This is a genomic window from Halorubrum sp. SP3 (genome assembly GCF_005435195.1).
GTDB lineage: Archaea > Halobacteriota > Halobacteria > Halobacteriales > Haloferacaceae > Halorubrum > Halorubrum sodomense.
Genome location: NZ_SGTU01000602.1, coordinates 1 through 281, shown reverse-complemented (window position 1 = coordinate 281; position 281 = coordinate 1). Strand labels below are relative to the sequence as shown.

At 66.5% G+C, this 281-nt stretch carries 1 pseudogene; it reads right to left on the bottom strand.

Annotated elements, in window-relative coordinates:
• Positions 1–281: pseudogene (locus EXE42_RS19080) on the bottom strand (hypothetical protein); the annotation flags it as partial.

Genomic DNA, 281 nt, shown 5'->3' with positions numbered 1-281 from the left:
GAGGCGACGCGGCGCGATGAGCGTGACGGCGACGTACACGGTGAAAAACTGCGTGGCGATCGACGCCCAGACCGGGTTCGCCACCGTCCAGCCGATCACCGCCGCGAGGTTCGCGTCCTGGTAGACGGCGACCGGTCCACCGAGCACGAACAGCCGCACGTAGTTCACGGCCACCACGGACAGGAACACCATCCACGGAAGCCACGAGGGGATCACGCTCGTCAGTCGCTCGGGGTCGTCGGTTCGGTTCCTGATCCGCATCTCCACCGTGACCTCGTGGT